The organism is Marinobacter nanhaiticus D15-8W (genome assembly GCF_036511935.1).
In the GTDB taxonomy this organism is placed as follows: Bacteria; Pseudomonadota; Gammaproteobacteria; order Pseudomonadales; family Oleiphilaceae; genus Marinobacter_A; species Marinobacter_A nanhaiticus.
This window is the reverse complement of the sequence record NZ_AP028878.1, coordinates 3,763,058-3,778,881: the sequence shown is the minus strand read 5'-3', so window position 1 is coordinate 3,778,881 and position 15,824 is coordinate 3,763,058. Positions and strand designations below refer to the sequence as shown.

The window sequence follows — 15,824 nt, the reverse complement described above, 5'->3', positions numbered from 1 at the left end:
GGCGGGTTTGGTCGTAGCTTAAACCAAGGAGGCGCCCGCTTGGAGGAGAGGCCATGTTTCGTCATTTTCGCGTTCTGTTGCCGGTTCTTGCCTTGCTCTGCCTGTTCAATGCTCCGTTCGCCACAGCGGACGATGCCGCGGCATGGCAGGCGCTGCGGGATGGCGAGGCGGTACTGATCCTGCGTCACGCGCTGGCGCCGGGTGTCGGCGATCCTGACCATTTTGAGGTCAATGACTGTAATACCCAGCGCAACCTGAACGATGTCGGGCGCCAACAGGCTCGGGACTGGGGCGAATTCCTGGAAAGTCACGGCATCAATGAGGCCCAGGTTTTCTCCAGCGCCTGGTGCCGGTGCAAGGAAACCGCCGAACTGATGAATATCGGCGAAGTGGCGATTATGAGTTCGCTCAACTCCTTCTTCGGCGGTCAGGGCGATCGCGCCGCCCAAACCCGGCAGACGGTGAAGAATGTCAACGAACTGCCCTCCGGTCAGCCTATCGTTCTGGTATCGCATCAGGTGAATATCTCTGCATTGGCGGATGCCTATACCCGCTCCGGCGAAGGTGTGATCCTGGCGCTGCCACTCGACGAGGATAATGACGTGCTCGCGCGGGTCATGCCGGAAACGACGCAGTAGGGGAAGGCGCTCCATCGATATTGCGGCTAGGGCGTATTGAAGGGGGCCGGTTCAACATGGACACTGGCGCTCCATTCCGTTCGTAAACCATCAACAACGTCTGTCCCGCTGGGACGGGCAGGGAGACTCATGATTTCCGAACAACCGATTGCACCCGCACAGTGTTCCGTATGCCAGGAAGCTGCCCTGCGCCTGCTCGAGGTTGTCAGCGACGTGCCGTATTGGCGTTGCGGTCGCTGTGAAGCCACGCTCATGGCGCCTGAGCACTGGCTGGACAGGGATGCGGAAAAACAGATCTACGACCTGCACGATAACAACCCGGACGATTCGGGTTACCAGCGTTTCCTGTCAAAGCTTGTGGACCCGATCCTGACCCGGGCGCCTGATGAAGCCCATGGCCTGGATTTCGGCTGTGGCCCAGGGCCTGCGCTGGCCAAGATGTTGGCCGCCAAGGGGATGGAGGTATCGCTCTATGACCCGTTTTACGCGCCGAACCCGGAAACCCTGGCGCGGCGTTACGATTTCATCACCTGTACAGAGGTGATCGAGCATCTGCATAACCCCCACCAGGTCTTCCAGCAACTGGACGCATTGCTCAAGCCCGGCGGCTGGCTGGGTGTGATGACCTGCTTCCAGACGGACGATGCCCGTTTTGCCAACTGGCACTATCGGCGCGACCCGACCCATGTGGTGTTCTACCGCGAGACTACGCTGCAATGGTTGGCCCGTGCCATGGGGTGGGAGCTGGAGGTTCCAGCGAAGGATGTGGCGCTGTTCCACAAGCCGCTGACCCATTGATACTGCCGCAATGGCGTTCCTGGACCCCAGCCATGATTCATGTCTGGGGTTCTTTATTTAAAGAAACGGCTTACAACGACGACGAGCATTCGGACTGCTCACTGGAACAGTAGACCCATGACAACCGATATCGTCACGAACGAAGACAGGGTCGCCACTACCAGGATGCTCGAACACAGGTTCCGGAAGCCGTAACTGCTGCCGATAATCGGATAGACACTCATCATCGGCATGGCGGCCATCAGGATCGCGGCTTTCTGAAGGTCTGGATCGAAGTCCGGCAGTAGCCAGACCAGTAGGACCATCATGAGTGGGTGTACCGTCAGCTTGCCGATGGCCACCATGCCGATCTCGCCGATGTTCCCCCGCACCGAATTGCCTACCAGCGATGCCCCAACCACGAACAGCGCAACCGCTGCTGACGTGCGTCCCAGCATATCCAGGCTCTTGTTGATAACGTCGGGAATACCGAGCCCGGCCGCAGAAATGGCGATACCGCTGACGATGGCGATTACCAGTGGATTGCGTGCGACTCGTGTGGCCATCGAGCGGAGAGCGGTGACAAGGCCTGTCCCATGACGTCGCCCCTCGCTGTATTCGATAGCCATAAGCGCCAGCGGCAGGATAACCACGTTTTCGATCATCACGCACATCGCAAACGCATTGGTCGGTGGATGGTCGAATGTCAGGAGCAAAACGGGATAGCCGAAGAACGCACTGTTGGAAACAGCCATGCCGATGCCCTTGATGCCGCCGCGGGCCAGGGAATCCGAGAGGACGAACTTGCTGAAACTGAGCCCTGTCAGGAACGACAGGATGGAGCCAAGACCATAAACCGTCAGGTAAGACGGATCGACCACCTCGCTGAACTTCATCTGGGTGATCGTGGTGAAGATCAGCGCGGGCAGGGCGAAATACAGCACGAAGCGACCGAGGCCGTGAACACCTTCGGCTGGGAACAGTCGGCTGCGCACTGCAACGTAGCCCAGCGCGATCAGCATGAATATGGGCGCCGTGGTGGACAGAATGCCGAGCAATTGAGCTCCTTTCCGGTGTGTTCCAGCGTTGAGGACAGAAGTATGGCGCCGCAGCCGCAGGCTCAACCACTGGCCGAGTGTACTACTTCACCAAAGATCGTAGGGTTGAGTAAGGTGACTTTAGTTGGTGAAGGGCGCCCACGGACAACAGGGCAACGTGCTTACGGCACGAACCGGAGGAGCTGGCTAGCGCCCCGAGGAGGGGGCGGGGTGTTCCCGCCCATCCATAGCTGCTCTCTGGTCTACTCGAGGCTCACGGAAGGTCAGGCCAGTTTTGGAACTTTTTTCATACCGCGGCGAATGGCCTGTTCCAGGCCGACACTGATCACCTTCCCGCTGAACGGAATGAGATCATCGAAGCGGATGGTGTAGTTGACGACCGTCCTGCCGTTGAGTTCGTCGAACCGGATCCGACCCAAATGATTGCGGATCGGGCTCATGCTGGTCACGGTGTATTCGATCAGCGCGTCCGGTTCGAAGGCGATAACGGTTTCTTCAAGGCTGATGGGACCCATGCCCACCTTGCGTACGGAGCCGACACCGTTGGGGTCTGCCTGATCACTGTCCTTGATCCGCTTGACCGGCGCGCCGAGGATATCGCCTATCTGATTGTGATCGGCAAACAGCTGGAATACCCGCTCCCGTGGAAGGTCGTATTGTTCCTGTATTTCAATGGTATAGCTCGCCATGTGGTGGTCCGTTATTGTTATGGAATGGTCAGACTAAACAGTTTTGCACAGGAACAAAAGTGGCCGGTTTGCCGCAATGATGATCTGGCCTTTTTGACACCGAGCGGCCCACTCAGTGCCGCCGCGTGTGCCGGTAATCTCGGGGCGATATCCCCATCACCTTCTTGAACAGCCGCGAGAAATAGTAGCTGTCCTCATAACCGAGGCTGTCGCTGATGGTCCGGAAGGACAGGTCCGAGTTATCCAGCAACTGACAGGCGCGCTCCACCTTCAGATGCAGGAAGTGCTGGATGGGGGCCACGCCGGTGATCGAGCGGTAACGGGTGGCGAAGTGGGCCGGCGACAGCCCGCTGAGTTCCGCCAAATGTTCCAGGGACAGGCGCTTGTCCAGGTGTTCCTTCATGAAACCGTGGATGCTGTCCAGGTCCAGTGGCTGGCGGTGGGCCAGGGGTTCGGTGCATAGCGTGACGGCTGACAACAGCTGGCGCAGGCGATTGGCGGCATGGATCAGCCCGGCGGGGCGAAAGCCGGTCTGTTGCACTGAAAGCAGGCCGTTGAAATCCACCAGCAGGCGCGGCTGTTGGCCGACATGGCGCACCAGTGCCTGCGCCGAAAAACCCATATGCTCGCAGAATGCCGGCGCCAGTCCACCAGCGAAATGAACCCAGTGCAGGCTCCAGGGTTTTTCGTTATCCGCCGTATACCGATGGCTGGCGCCCCTGGGCAGCAGGAGCAGGTCGCCGGCCTCGATCCGGTAGCTTTCCCCTTCCACGTTCAGGTGCGCCAGGCCGTCGGTGCAGTAGATCAGCAGGTCGTCATCGTGATGCTGGCGGTGCATGTGGTGGCCATAGGCCTGCCGATAGTGGCCGAAGGCCAGGGGGTAGAGATCCCGGGTCAACGGATGGCTGGCAAGCATGGCAATCATCCGGGAGGGGATCACGTAGCGGATGCTGTCCTGTGGCAGCGGCCATTGCGAGGTGCGGGTCATTATCGTTGGCGGCCTTCACGCTGTTCTTGTAGGTAATCGAAAAATAGTCCATCACGGACGAAATTTAGTCAATCTTTCCCGTCAGAATGCTGTGCTAGGATCATTTCAAATGGGCCGTCCAGCTGCCCCGGCGGCATGGTCGGCAACTCCTTGCTTACAAAAACAACTGGGGAATGATCATGAAAAAAGTGCCACTCTTCATCGAAGGCGAGTTCTGCCAGAGCGCCACCAACGACTGGATCGATGTCACCAACCCTGCCACCAACGAAGTGATTGCCCAGGTACCCTGCGCCACAGAAGACGAGATGCAGCGTGCCATCGCCAACGCTGGCGAGGTGTTCAAGAGCTGGAAGGAAACACCGGTTTCCGAGCGGGCGCGCCTGATGATGCGCTACCAGGCGCTGCTGAAGGAACACCACGACGAGATTGCCGAAATCCTGTCCCAGGAAACCGGCAAGACCTTCGAGGATGCCAAGGGCGATGTGTGGCGCGGTATCGAAGTGGTCGAACATGCGGCCAACATTCCGTCCCTGATGATGGGTGAAACTGTCGAGAACGTGGCCCGCGAGATCGATACCTATTCCTACACCCAGCCGCTGGGCGTTTGTGCCGGTATTACGCCGTTCAATTTCCCAGCGATGATCCCGCTGTGGATGTTCCCCATGGCTATTGCGGCCGGTAACACCTTTATCCTCAAGCCGTCCGAGCAGGATCCTCTGACACCGACCCGTCTGGCGGAACTGTTCGAGGAAGCCGGCGCACCCAAGGGCGTGCTGCAGGTGATCCATGGTGCCAAGCCTCAGGTAGACAAGCTGCTGACTGACCCGGCGATCAAGGCGGTCTCTTTCGTCGGTTCCGTGCCGGTTGGCCGCTATATCTATGAAACGGGCACCAGGAACATGAAGCGTGTCCAGAGCTTTGCCGGTGCCAAGAACCATATGGTGATCATGCCGGATGCCGACAAGCAGCAGGTGATCAGTGCTCTTGTGGGCGCCTCCGTTGGGGCGGCAGGTCAGCGCTGCATGGCGATTTCCGTGGCCGTGTTCGTCGGTGAGGCCCAGGAGTGGATTCCGGAATTGAAAGAAGCCATGGCCAAGGTTCGCCCGGGTGCCTGGAATGACTCCGGTGCCAGCTACGGGCCAGTGATCAGCGGCAAGGCCAAGGATCGCATCGAACAGTTGATCGGCCAGGGCGAGCAGGAAGGCGCACGCCTTCTCCTGGATGGCCGTGGGTGCACCGTGGACGGATTGCCGGATGGCAACTGGGTGGGGCCGACACTGTTCGCCGGCGTCAAGCCTGAGATGAGCATCTACAAGGAAGAAATCTTTGGGCCGGTCCTGAGCTGCATGGAGGTGGATTCCCTGGGTGAAGCGATCGATCTGGTCAACCAGAGCCCCTACGGCAACGGAACCTCCCTCTTTACCAGCTCAGGCGGAGCCGCCCGTCGCTTCCAGCACGATATCGACGTGGGCCAGGTCGGGATCAATATTCCCATCCCGGTACCCCTGCCGTTCTTCTCCTTCACCGGCTGGAAGGGCTCGTTCTACGGCGACCAGCATGCCTACGGCAAGCAGGCGGTGAAGTTCTATACCGAAACCAAGACCATCACCGCCCGCTGGTTCTCCAGTGAAGCGGTCTCCGGACCGAACTTCTCCATCCAGATGCGGTAAGGGTGGCCGGTATGGATTTCGCGCTGAACGAAGACCAACTGGCATACCGTGATGCGGCCCGGGCCTTCGCCGAGAAGGCCATGGCGCCCCATGCCGCCGGCTGGGACATCGACCATACGTTTCCGGTGGAGGTGATCCGAGAAGCGGGCGAGCTCGGCTTCTGCGGCATCTACACACCTGAAACCTGCGGTGGCATGGGCCTGTCGCGGCTGGATACCTCGATCATCGTCGAGGAACTGGCCGCCGCCTGTCCGTCCACTGCCGCCTACATCACGATCCATAACATGGCCACCTGGATGGTGGCCCAATTCGGCTCCGAGGCGGTCAAGGATGCCATCGCCCCGCGCATGGCCAGTGGCGAGTACCTGGGGTCTTACTGCCTGACCGAACCGGGCGCGGGCTCGGATGCGGCCAACCTGCAGACCAAGGCGGTCCGGGACGATAACGGCTACCGGCTGACCGGCTCCAAGGTGTTCATCTCCGGCGCCGGTGCGACGCAGATGCTGGTGGTCATGGCACGGACCGGTGTGCCGGACAGCGGCGCCAAGGGCATTTCCGCCTTTGTGGTGCCGGCCAACGCCGAAGGCATTCACTACGGTAAGTCCGAAGAGAAGATGGGGTGGCATAGTCAGCCGACCCGTCAGGTCAGTTTCGATAATGTTTACGTACCGGCAGAAAACCGCCTGGGCGAGGAAGGTGAAGGCTTCCGTATCGCCATGAAAGGCCTGGATGGTGGCCGACTCAACATCGCGACCTGTTCCCTCGGCGGCGCCCAGGCGGCGCTGACCCGCTCCCGGGACTATCTCCACGAGCGCAGTCAGTTTGGTCAGCCATTGGCCGATTTCCAGGCGTTGCAGTTCAAGCTGGCGGACATGGCGACCGATCTGGTCGCGTCACGCCAGATGGTACGGTTGGCGGCCTGGAAACTGGATCACGCCGATCCCGAAGCCCGCCTCTACTGTGCCATGGCCAAGCGCTTCGCCACGGACGCCTGTTTCGACGTCTGTAACCAGGCGCTGCAGCTGCATGGTGGCTACGGTTATATCCGCGAGTATCCGCTGGAGCGTTACCTGCGTGACCTGCGGGTACACCAGATTCTTGAAGGCACCAACGAAATCATGCGACTGATCATCGCGCGCCGGGTCCTTGAGGCCGGCGTTGCGGAGGCAATTCGATAAGGAGCATCTGGTTCACCCAGATGTTCCCAAAAGGAGAATAACGAATGAGCGACCTGATCCAGCTCGAGAACCGCGGCCATGTGGCGATCCTGACCATCGCCAATCCGCCGGCCAATACCTGGACCGAACAGTCCCTGGGCCAACTGACGGAAATCATCGAATCCCTCAATGCCGACCGCAATATCTATGCGTTGGTGATCACCGGCGAGGGTGAGAAGTTCTTCTCCGCCGGCGCCGACCTGAAGATCTTCGCAGATGGCGACGAAGGCCGCGCCAACCGCATGGCCCAGGCTTTTGGCCAGGCTTTTGAAACCCTGAGCGGTTTCCGCGGCGTATCCATCGCAGCGGTCAACGGCTATGCCATGGGCGGTGGTCTGGAATGCGCCATGGCCTGTGATATCCGCATCGCCGAAGAGCACGCCCAGATGGCGTTGCCGGAAGCCGGTGTTGGTTTGCTGCCTTGCGCTGGCGGTACCCAGAACCTGCCGTGGCTGGTGGGCGAGGGCTGGGCCAAACGGATGATCCTTTGCGGCGAACGGGTGAAGGCAGACAAGGCACTGGCCATCGGTCTGGTGGAAGAAGTCGTGCCTGCCGGCCAGTCCCTGGACAAGGCCATCGAACTGGCGGAAGGGGCCTGCAAGCAAAGTCCTTCTTCCATTGCCCGTTGCAAGACGTTGGTCATGAGCGCCCGCGATGGTCGCTCCCACGCAGACGGCTGGCGTATGGAGCGTGAACTGTTCGTCGAGCTGTTCTCGACCGAAGACCAGAGCGAAGGGGTCAATGCGTTTCTGGAAAAGCGCACACCCGAATGGAAGAACCGTTAATCAGGAGCAAGCATGCCTGAACAACCAATCATTTTTGAGGAGAAGGCGGCCGCCGGTGGCAAGCGCATTGGTGTCGCCATTCTCAATCAGCCCAAGGCGCTGAATTCGATTTCGCTGCCCATGATTCGTGATTTGGAGCGTCAGCTCGACGAGTGGGCGAAGGATGATGGTATCGCCGCCGTCTGGCTGGAAGGTGCTGGCGACAAGGCCTTTTGCGCGGGTGGCGACATCGTTGCGCTCTACCGCTCGATGACCGAGGGCAGCGCGGGGCCGGACGAGGGGGTGGCGTTCTTTACCGAGGAATATGCCCTCGACTACCAGATTCACACCTATCCCAAGCCTGTCGTCGCCTGGGGCCATGGTTTCGTCATGGGCGGCGGCGTGGGCCTTCTGGCCGGCGCCTCGCACCGGGTTGTCACCGAAAAATCCCGGGTGGCCATGCCGGAAGTGACCATCGGCCTCTATCCGGATGTGGGCGCAAGCTGGTTCCTGAATCACATGCCCGGGAAGTTGGGTCTCTTCATTGGTGTGACCGGTGTGCACCTCAACGCCGCGGATGCCTGCTACCTGGGTATGGCGGACCGAATGATCCGTAACGATCAGCGGGAGGCTGTTCTTGAGGGCTTGCTGGCTTCGACTGAATTGGCAACCAACGCCCACGCGGGGGTAACCCAGGTGTTGCGGACGTTCGAACGGGAGTCGGTGAGCGCGATGCCGTCGTCTGCCGTGCGGGAACGTCGCGACGCGATCCAGCAGTTGATGGATGCCGACGACCTGGCGACCCAGGTGGAGCGCATCGCCGCCTACGACGGCGATGACGAATGGTTCCAGCGCGCGTCGCAGACCGCGAAAACCGGTTCGCCCACCACCATGGCGATCCTCGAACGGCAGCTCCGTGAAACCCGGCTTGACGGCCTGAGAGCCGTCTTCGACAAGGAGCTGAACCTGTCGATTCGCTGCCTGCAGAAAGGTGAATTTGCCGAAGGCATCCGGGCATTGCTGATCGACAAGGACAAGAACCCTCGCTGGCGCTATCCGTCGCTGCGGGCGATGGATCCGGCGTGGGTGGAGAGCTTCTTCGAGTAGCTTTGTTAGAAAGAGCGATCGGGCACCTTTGGTGCCTCAGAAGCTGAAGCTTCTGCTACATACTCGAGTTTGCCGGGAAGTGTAGCCGACGCTTCAGCTTCGGAGCAGGCCGAAAGGCTGCCTAAAAAATACTCAAAGTACCGGGCAACCAACAAGAACAAGGAGAACGAAAAATGGCCAACATCACCTTTATCGGCCTGGGCAACATGGGCGGCCCTATGGCCCTCAACCTGCTCAAGGCCGGTCACACCGTCACCGTCTTCGACCTGTCCGAAGACGCCATGAAAACCCTGGAAGAGGCCGGCGCCAAGACGGCCCCGAATATCCACGATGCGGCCAAAGGCGCTGAGTGCCTGATCACCATGTTGCCGGCAGGGGAGCACGTCGAGGCGGTCTACCTGGGCGATGATGGTTTGTTGAACAGCCTGCCGTCTTCCACCCTGGTGATCGACTCGTCGACCATCGCACCCGAAACGGCGCGTGTCGTGGCCGAGCGTGCGGTCAAGCAGGACATTGCTTTCCTGGATGCGCCGGTATCCGGCGGTGTCGGTGGTGCCAAAGCGGGTACGCTGACGTTTATCTGCGGTGGCGAAGAAGCGGCCTTCGAGCGCGCCAAACCGATCCTGCAGGACATGGGCAAGAACATCTTCCACGCCGGTCCGCACGGCGCAGGGCAGGTGGCCAAGCTCTGCAACAACATGCTGCTGGCGATCCTGATGAACGGCACTTGCGAAGCTTTGGCCCTGGGCGCGAAGAACGGCCTGGATCCTGCCGTTCTGTCTGAAATCATGCGCCAGAGCTCCGGCGGCAACTGGGCGCTCAACGTCTATAACCCCTGGCCCGGTGTGATGGAAGGCGTACCTGCATCCAACGACTATCAGGGCGGTTTCCTTGTGGATCTGATGAACAAGGACCTGGGGCTGGCTTTCGACAATGCTGTGAAGAACAAGGCGCCCATTCCCATGGGTTCCCTTGCGCGCAACCTCTATGCGCTGCATGGGCAGCAGGGGAACGGTCGACTGGACTTTTCCAGTATCCAGCGTTTCTACCGGGGGGAGTGATGCCATGGTGGGCCGGTATTCCTCGCGCGGGATGCCGGTCTGCGAATTCGAGCCCACATTAACCTGGTTATCTGGACATCCATAACAAGGACCCCATAGAGTAACCGATTGACCGGGACGGCCTATTGCCGTCCGGATGGCAATAGGCCGCAGAGGGAGCCCTGGATGACGGAAACGCCGGATAATAATACTGACGACTACAACGGCAATAACAGTAAGGAACAGAAAGGCAGAAAACTGCTCCGGCAGTTGGCATCCAGCGGTGATCTGGCGACACCTCTATACGGCATCTTTATCCTCGGTGTGCTCTACACCTTATACGTAGCGCACCAGATTATCCTGCCGATTACCCTTGCTGTACTCACCAGTCTCCTGATGGCTCCGGCGGTTCGTGGTGCGCGCCGTCGCTGGCGCATTCCGCGGGGCGTGACGGCGCTTGTTCTGATCCTTGGGCTGCTGGCCGGAATGGCCGGAATCGGCTGGGCCGTCTCCAAACCCGTGATGAAATGGATCGAGAAGGCCCCGGAAAGTATGTCCCGCTTGCTGGTTGGAGGCGGCGGCGGTATTACCGCAAGTCTGGAACAGGTCACCAAATCAGCCCGAAAAGTACAGGAGCAGATGGAAAGCCTCTCGGAAGGCGATGAGCCGACCAAGGTAGTGGTGCAATCCAACTCGTGGCAGCAGACCCTGTTCACTAAAGTCCGTAATGGCTTGACCGGTCTGGCACTGGCGTTGGCCCTAAGCTATTTCCTGTTGGTTAGCGGCGACAGTCTGATACGTAATTTCGTCAGGCAGCTTCCCCGCAATGATCAGCGCATGGTTTTGCGCGTTGTACGTGATTCCCAGAGCCAGATCGCCCAGTACCTGGCCGTGATCAGCACCAGCAACTTCCTGGTTGGCTTGCTGACCGGTTTGATGTGCTGGGCCGTGGGGCTGCCATCGCCGGCGGTTTGGGGGCTGATTGCCGGTCTCGCCCGCTTCGTACCCTATCTTGGCGTGATCGGCACTATTGGCTTACTGGCCGTAATTTCGGCGACCACCCTCGACGAGCTCTGGATGATGGCCGTTGCGCCATTGGGCTACCTGGCGCTCACATCGTTAGTGGGGTTCTTTATCGAGCCCTATATCCACGGCTTCCGTATGTCCATCAATCCTGTGGTGATTTTCCTGTCGATCTTCTTCTGGGGCTGGCTCTGGGGCGCTATCGGTGTGCTCATGGCGGTGCCGCTGATGACTGTTATCCAGGTGGTGCTGCGCCAGATTCCTACCTTAAGGCCGATCTATCGCGTTATCGCACGATAACGCCACGTCCGCTCCGGCAAGCTTATGTCCGGAGCGGACCTTGCTCCCTCCTCTCTCAGCCGCTCCCTCGTCGTTGAGTATGCCCACTTCGGATATTACGACCTTCTTCTGCGCCTGATGGACTATGATTGTGGTTGCCAGATGCCCTAACCTATGTTGTGCACGATGAGCTCGATGGTTGGGCTGCCGGGGTTCCACGGCTGGTTCGCGGTTCTGCGCCGGGTGTTACGTTAGGTCGGCGACGGCAGCGACCAGGCTCGATCGCATCGGACGTACGGGCCGTCCCGCTTCATGAGACCGGAAGGCCTCGGCGTCCCAAATCCATTGGTAACCCCGTTGTGGTTCCGGACAGTAAGCGTGAAGAGGTAGGTGCAGCCTATGCTAGATAAACCCGGCAACTCCAAGCACCGGATGCGTACCATCGGCTTGGTGGACATGCAGTCCGGCGGCGATGTCAGTCGCATTATCACTCGTGGTGTTGGGCATCTTCCCGGCGGCTCGGTACTGGAGAAAATGCGTTATATTCAGGAGCACGGCGACGGTTTCCGCCGTTTGCTACTGTCAGAACCCTACGGCGATCCCTATATGTCGCTGGACCTGATCGTCGAGCCGGCCCACCCCAAGGCACAGGCTGGCTACATCATTATGGAAGCGATGGGGTATCCGTTGTATTCCGGTTCCAATACGATCTGCACGGCGGCTGCCGTATTGCAGAGCGGCATCGTGCCGATGGAAGAAGGTGAGCAGACGCTGGTTCTCGAATCACCCGCCGGTTTGGCGCATGTGACCGCTCACAACCATAACGGGCGCACGCACTCGGTCACGACACGTTGCGAGCCTGCCTATGTTGCGGCGCGCAACGAGGTGGTGGATGTCCCGCACTACGGCAAGGTGCGTTACGACCTGGTCTGGAGTGGCGCCTATTTTGTCCTGGTGGACGCGACCGAGCAGGGTTTTAAGATAACCGCGGATGAGATGCCGGCCATGGCTGCGTTCGGCCATGCCCTGGTTACCGCGGCCCGCCCCCAGGTGACCCAGGAACATCCGGAGCTGGGCGCGGTGGGGCCGCTGCCCTTTGCGCACTTCATGGGCCCGGTGGATAAAGTGGACGACAACGGCTTCCGTTCGAGGTCGGCCACCTACGTGCACCCCGGCGTAATCTGCCGCAGTCCGACGGGCACCGGGACATCGGCGCGGATGGCGCTGATGTATGAAGATGGCGAGATCAAGGACGGCCAGTGGCTGGAAACCGTCTCCCCCCGGGGCAGTTCGTTTGTCGGCACGGTTCTCGGCCCCGATACGGTTGCCGGATACCGGGCGATGAACAGCACGATCACCGGCAAGGCCTGGACTCTCGCACGTTCTGAGATCGTAGTGGATCTGGATGATCCGCTGGTGGATGCTACCGATCTTGAGGATGTCCTGGATACCGAGCCGGGTTAGCCCGCCCAGCCTGCCTGAAAACGGGGCCCCGGTCAGGTTATGGGCCCCAGATTCCTCCCGCCTCTGCGCGAGCCTGATGGTGGCGCACGTCTTGCACCATTCCCCTCCATGCAGATCTCGTTGGCCGGCAAGCCCCTGCTTTGCCGGCATTGATGCGCCATTACGGTGCGCGTGACTCAGAAAGGGGATAGGTTATGGATAAAGAAATGATGACTGCCAAGATCCTGGAGGCGAAATCTACCAAGGGCATGACCTGGGAGGCGTTGGCCAGCGCGATTGGCCTGTCGCCGGTATTCACGACCTCAGCCTGCTTTGGTTCCAACAGCATGACGGAGGACAAGGCCATGGCCGTGTGCGAGACCCTTGGGCTTGATAAAGAGGTCGCCGATGCGTTGCAGGACTGTCCATACAAGAGCTGGGACTGGAGCGTGCCGCAGGACCCGTTGATCTATCGTTTCTATGAAGTCACCGGGGTGTATGGCGATACCCTGAAGGCGTTGATTCACGAGAAATTTGGCGACGGCATCATGAGCGCGATCGATTTCACCATGGCGGTGGATAAAGAAGAGAATCCGGCGGGGGATCGGGTGGTGGTGACCATGAGTGGAAAGTTCTTGCCTTACAAGAAATGGTGAGGCGGAGACCACTTGTTTCGGCTTGAGGTTTGCTATTGGATGAGTCGGAGCGTGGCGTCGACAGATTGATGCGGTTCGCTTTTTGCCCACGACACCCTACGGTTGCTTCGTAGGGTGCCGGTGAGCATGCGAACCGCTCCACCGTGGTATGGGATCAATAGTCTGCCGTATAGGTCAGCGTGTAGGTCCGTCCACGACCCTTGTAATCGAACATTTCTTCCGGCCCGTAGGAGGAATAGAAGATCACCGAGCGCTGGCCCCAGATGGTGGAGTAGTCTTCGTCCAGCAGATTGCTGATACCGAGTGACAGGCGGCCGAAGGGCAATTCGCGCGTTCCAGTGAGATCGAACAGGGTGTAGCCGTCGATCTGCTGGCCGGCATCGTCATCCAGGGGGATCACGCGTGTGCCTTGCAGGCGCGCCTGGTTGAGTCGGTCCTGCCAGCCGACATGCCCGGTCACCTTGGAGAGGCTGGCGGCGGTCACTGCTCGGTCTTGCCAGTCGCCGTCCACCTTCTGTTGGGATCGTGTCAGATGGGTGGTACCGCCCACCTCCCAGTACTCGGCAAACCGGTAGACTGCGCTGGCCTCGACGCCGTAGTCACGGGTTTTCTGTTCGTTTACCTGAACGGAGAGGGTGTCACGGTCATAGCTTAGCGCCTTGTCCGACCAGGCGTAGTAGAGTGCCACCTGGGCATCCCAGGCCTCGCTGGAATTGCGCCAGCCCAGCTCCACCTGATCCGTCTTGATGGCCTGGAGCGGCGAGTCCTCGACGTTAACGCTATCGACCAACACCGCTTCTCCTCCTGTCATAGCGTATTTGCCCTGGCCGTAGAATTTCGCCGGGTCCGGCAGTTCGAAGCCTTGGCTGTAGTTGGCCCAGACCTGCTGGCCGCCCCCAAGGTCGTAGACGGTTCCCAGGTTGAACAGGGCCTCTTCGTAGTCGTTCTTGCCGCCCGGCACCGCCTCGGCGCTGCCGATAAGGCCCTGAGAAGCCATTACCTGATAGTCGCTGTCGACGAAGTCATCGACTTCGACCCAGGTGCGCTCGTAGCGTACGCCACCGCTTATCCGCCAATTGGCCGTCAGTTCTTTCTCCGCCTGGAAGTAAGGTGCGAAGGTATCGATGGTGATGCCTGGATAACGTCCAACCCTGTCGGCTTCCTGCGCCACCAGACCACCGGTTTCCGCAGCGGTGTCGAAGTCGAACAGCATTTGCGTGGCGTCGAAGGTCTCATGAGAATAGTCGGCACCGTAGCTGAACCGCCATGTGTCCTGCTCGCGCTCCAGCAGCAGCTTCATACCGCTGAGATCGGTATTCTGTTTGGAAGCGGAGTAGTAGGAGCCGGTCCGGATCGCGCCGCTGTCATTGAGCTTCACGTACGGGAACGGATGGAAGCTGAATTCTTCGCTACGGGTATAGGCCTGCGCGTAGAAGGTGTGCCCCAGTACATCGAAGGCCTGGTAGTTCAGGTTGACCTGGTAGCGCTCGGTAGCGGGCTCCTGGTCGAAATCCACACCGTCGCGAATGGCAAAGGCATTGCGATCGACGCCGGTCACCGCATCGAAATCCTCACCCAGGTACAGCCCCCGATCGCCATCGTACCGTGAGTCGTAATACTGAGCCGTAATGTCCAGGCGCTGGTCGGAAGTCAGTTCGATGCCGAGATTCCCGGTGACATCCACCGACCGGTTGTATTGCAGGTCGGTCTGGGTGATATCTGGTTTGATCTGGTCGCCGTCCGCATCGAACTGGCCACCCTTCTTTTCGAGCGCCACGCCCAGCCGACCCTGGATGCGGTCGGTGCCGCCGCTGACAGACTGCGCCACCCGCGTGTCCAGGTCGTCGCTGTCGTTGAAGCCACTGGTTGCCCCCACCTGTGACGTAAAGTGCGGACCACCGCTTTCGCCCTTCCTGGTGATGATGTTGATGATGCCACCGGTGCTGCCACCGCCATAAAGGGAGGTGGCGCCGGAGAGCACTTCGATACGCTCGATATTGAACGGATCGATGCTGTCGAACTGGCGGCTGACCGAGCGCGACGAATTCAGGGAAACACCGTCGATCATTACCAGCACACTGCGACCACGCATATTCTGGCCGTAGTTGGTGCGCCCCTGCGGCCCGACGTCGAGGCCGGGGATGAGCTGCCCCAGGGCCTGCTTCAGGGTCTTGCCGGCCTGCACCTGTTCGACAAGCTGTTCCTGCTCGACGACCCATACGGTACCCGGCACCTCACTGATTTGGGTGGGGGTACGGGTGCCGACGACTACCAGTTCATCCAGTTTTGCTGCACCTGACTCCATCGCTTCGACCGGCGGAAGCGTGCTCATGAGCGATAGGCCCAGGACGGCCTTAATACCCCTGGACAGCGGATGACGGGAACCGAAATTCATCTGTAACTCCTCGTGGCATCACAAAATTGGGAAAACCGTGCGCTGTTGTTGTAGGTGTTATCCGAAATGCGACGGGTGGG

Annotated in this window: 14 protein-coding genes; 10 read left to right on the top strand and 4 right to left on the bottom strand. The window is 59.9% G+C overall.

Translation table 11 applies throughout. From position 1 onward, the window contains the following. The first annotated feature begins 53 nt into the window (after positions 1-53). Entirely contained in the window at positions 54-638 is a 585-nt protein-coding gene (locus RE428_RS16960; RefSeq protein ID WP_004583126.1) for a histidine phosphatase family protein, read from the top strand. 129 nt (positions 639-767) lie between these two features. Continuing rightward, on the top strand, positions 768-1,436 hold the full coding sequence (locus RE428_RS16955; RefSeq protein ID WP_004583125.1) for a class I SAM-dependent methyltransferase: 669 nt from the start codon (positions 768-770) through the stop codon (positions 1,434-1,436). A 98-nt stretch (positions 1,437-1,534) separates the two neighbouring features. Here the strand turns inward: RE428_RS16955 and RE428_RS16950 are convergent, their stop codons facing one another. The 3 genes from RE428_RS16950 to RE428_RS16940 form a co-directional block, all read right to left on the bottom strand. Continuing rightward, a complete protein-coding gene (locus tag RE428_RS16950; RefSeq protein ID WP_004583124.1) occupies positions 1,535-2,473 on the bottom strand; it encodes an AEC family transporter in 939 nt (312 codons plus the stop codon). A gap of 263 nt (positions 2,474-2,736) precedes the next feature. Continuing rightward, the gene (locus RE428_RS16945; RefSeq protein WP_004583123.1) at positions 2,737-3,162 is read right to left on the bottom strand and encodes an SRPBCC family protein; all 426 of its coding nucleotides are present in this window, start codon (positions 3,160-3,162) and stop codon (positions 2,737-2,739) included. A 112-nt stretch (positions 3,163-3,274) separates the two neighbouring features. Continuing rightward, positions 3,275-4,150: an AraC family transcriptional regulator gene (locus RE428_RS16940; protein WP_004583122.1), complete on the bottom strand. Its 876-nt coding sequence runs from the start codon at positions 4,148-4,150 to the stop codon at positions 3,275-3,277. A gap of 179 nt (positions 4,151-4,329) precedes the next feature. Between RE428_RS16940 and RE428_RS16935 the strand changes: the two genes are divergently transcribed. From RE428_RS16935 to cynS, 8 genes are all read left to right on the top strand, one after another. Then, entirely contained in the window at positions 4,330-5,820 is a 1,491-nt protein-coding gene (locus RE428_RS16935; protein ID WP_004583121.1) for a CoA-acylating methylmalonate-semialdehyde dehydrogenase, read from the top strand. Between the two features lie 11 nt (positions 5,821-5,831). Beyond that, positions 5,832-6,998 carry an acyl-CoA dehydrogenase family protein gene (locus tag RE428_RS16930; RefSeq protein WP_004583120.1) on the top strand — a complete coding sequence of 389 codons (1,167 nt, stop codon included), beginning with the start codon at positions 5,832-5,834 and terminating at the stop codon, positions 6,996-6,998. A gap of 44 nt (positions 6,999-7,042) precedes the next feature. Further along, positions 7,043-7,822, top strand: coding sequence for an enoyl-CoA hydratase (locus RE428_RS16925; protein WP_004583119.1), 780 nt, complete (start codon positions 7,043-7,045; stop codon positions 7,820-7,822). A gap of 12 nt (positions 7,823-7,834) precedes the next feature. Continuing rightward, positions 7,835-8,908: an enoyl-CoA hydratase/isomerase family protein gene (locus RE428_RS16920; protein ID WP_004583118.1), complete on the top strand. Its 1,074-nt coding sequence runs from the start codon at positions 7,835-7,837 to the stop codon at positions 8,906-8,908. Positions 8,909-9,081: 173 nt separating this feature from the next. Further along, positions 9,082-9,969 carry a 3-hydroxyisobutyrate dehydrogenase gene (mmsB, locus tag RE428_RS16915; protein WP_004583117.1) on the top strand — a complete coding sequence of 296 codons (888 nt, stop codon included), beginning with the start codon at positions 9,082-9,084 and terminating at the stop codon, positions 9,967-9,969. 165 nt (positions 9,970-10,134) lie between these two features. Then, positions 10,135-11,271, top strand: a complete 1,137-nt coding sequence (locus RE428_RS16910; protein WP_004583116.1) for an AI-2E family transporter — start codon at positions 10,135-10,137, stop codon at positions 11,269-11,271. A 378-nt stretch (positions 11,272-11,649) separates the two neighbouring features. Next, positions 11,650-12,714, top strand: coding sequence for a proline racemase family protein (locus RE428_RS16905; protein ID WP_004583115.1), 1,065 nt, complete (start codon positions 11,650-11,652; stop codon positions 12,712-12,714). A 194-nt stretch (positions 12,715-12,908) separates the two neighbouring features. Further along, positions 12,909-13,349 carry a cyanase gene (cynS, locus tag RE428_RS16900; RefSeq protein WP_004583114.1) on the top strand — a complete coding sequence of 147 codons (441 nt, stop codon included), beginning with the start codon at positions 12,909-12,911 and terminating at the stop codon, positions 13,347-13,349. Between the two features lie 154 nt (positions 13,350-13,503). On the opposite strand, the gene RE428_RS16895 is transcribed toward cynS, so the two are convergent. Next, entirely contained in the window at positions 13,504-15,744 is a 2,241-nt protein-coding gene (locus RE428_RS16895) for a TonB-dependent receptor (RefSeq protein ID WP_004583113.1), read from the bottom strand. Positions 15,745-15,824 lie beyond the last annotated feature (80 nt).

What these genes read in the sequence shown, in the direction of transcription:
- RE428_RS16905 (WP_004583115.1), top strand. Translation starts at nt 11,650, where the DNA reads ATGCTAGATAAACCCGGCAACTCCAAGCACCGGATGCGTACCATCGGC.
- RE428_RS16940 (WP_004583122.1), bottom strand. Translation starts at nt 4,150, where the DNA reads ATGACCCGCACCTCGCAATGGCCGCTGCCACAGGACAGCATCCGCTAC.
- RE428_RS16960 (WP_004583126.1), top strand. Translation starts at nt 54, where the DNA reads ATGTTTCGTCATTTTCGCGTTCTGTTGCCGGTTCTTGCCTTGCTCTGC.
- RE428_RS16920 (WP_004583118.1), top strand. Translation starts at nt 7,835, where the DNA reads ATGCCTGAACAACCAATCATTTTTGAGGAGAAGGCGGCCGCCGGTGGC.
- RE428_RS16925 (WP_004583119.1), top strand. Translation starts at nt 7,043, where the DNA reads ATGAGCGACCTGATCCAGCTCGAGAACCGCGGCCATGTGGCGATCCTG.
- RE428_RS16910 (WP_004583116.1), top strand. Translation starts at nt 10,135, where the DNA reads ATGACGGAAACGCCGGATAATAATACTGACGACTACAACGGCAATAAC.
- RE428_RS16955 (WP_004583125.1), top strand. Translation starts at nt 768, where the DNA reads ATGATTTCCGAACAACCGATTGCACCCGCACAGTGTTCCGTATGCCAG.
- RE428_RS16945 (WP_004583123.1), bottom strand. Translation starts at nt 3,162, where the DNA reads ATGGCGAGCTATACCATTGAAATACAGGAACAATACGACCTTCCACGG.
- RE428_RS16930 (WP_004583120.1), top strand. Translation starts at nt 5,832, where the DNA reads ATGGATTTCGCGCTGAACGAAGACCAACTGGCATACCGTGATGCGGCC.
- mmsB (WP_004583117.1), top strand. Translation starts at nt 9,082, where the DNA reads ATGGCCAACATCACCTTTATCGGCCTGGGCAACATGGGCGGCCCTATG.
- RE428_RS16895 (WP_004583113.1), bottom strand. Translation starts at nt 15,744, where the DNA reads ATGAATTTCGGTTCCCGTCATCCGCTGTCCAGGGGTATTAAGGCCGTC.
- cynS (WP_004583114.1), top strand. Translation starts at nt 12,909, where the DNA reads ATGGATAAAGAAATGATGACTGCCAAGATCCTGGAGGCGAAATCTACC.
- RE428_RS16935 (WP_004583121.1), top strand. Translation starts at nt 4,330, where the DNA reads ATGAAAAAAGTGCCACTCTTCATCGAAGGCGAGTTCTGCCAGAGCGCC.